Below are 541 nucleotides of genomic sequence, written 5' to 3'. Positions count from 1 at the left end.
CCATTGAGTGGACAAAGTTAGGAGCAATGCCCGACTCCTGCTTACGTGCGTCAATTCCGCTATCCTTGTTGGTGTTCACGGTAGGCTGTAGACGAATCTGGCCTAAGAACATCAGGTTCAAGCGTGTCTGTACTGGCTTACGATACTCCTGCCACACAGGGAAACCATCAGGTGTTACCCAATGTACTGCGCAACGCTTACGAAGAACCTCTTTGGTCTTCTTGTCCTTGACTTCAGCAGCCAGAAGTTTAGCCGCAGACTTCAGCCAGTTCATTGCTTCAACCGCTGCGACCACTGTCACCGTTACCGCGTTCCAAATCAATTTAGCCATGTAGCCAGCCGCTTGGTTCGGTTGAGTGAACATCAAGCCCTTGCCATCGTCGATAGCTGGCTGAATTGTATCCTCTAGCACTTGGTCACGGAATCCGTACTCTTTGGAACCATACGCCAAGGTCATAACGGAACGCTTAGTCTCCTTACGAGTAACACCGTATGCTAACCATTGACAAGCCAGTTCCTTAGTTCCCAGCTTGAGCTTCTC

General features: G+C 50.1%; 1 protein-coding gene. It reads right to left on the bottom strand.

All coding sequences use genetic code 11. The features are described 5' to 3' along the window. Nucleotides 1-457: DNA-directed RNA polymerase (locus I6F53_RS20390; RefSeq protein WP_231616669.1), on the bottom strand; the 457-nt coding region annotated here is incomplete at its 3' end. Between the last annotated feature and the right edge of the window lie 84 nt (nucleotides 458-541).

This window comes from Pseudoalteromonas sp. SWN29, from assembly GCF_015864465.1.
GTDB lineage: Bacteria > Pseudomonadota > Gammaproteobacteria > Enterobacterales > Alteromonadaceae > Pseudoalteromonas.
The sequence above is the reverse complement of the archived record's forward strand: the minus strand, read 5'-3'. Positions and strand labels throughout refer to the sequence as shown.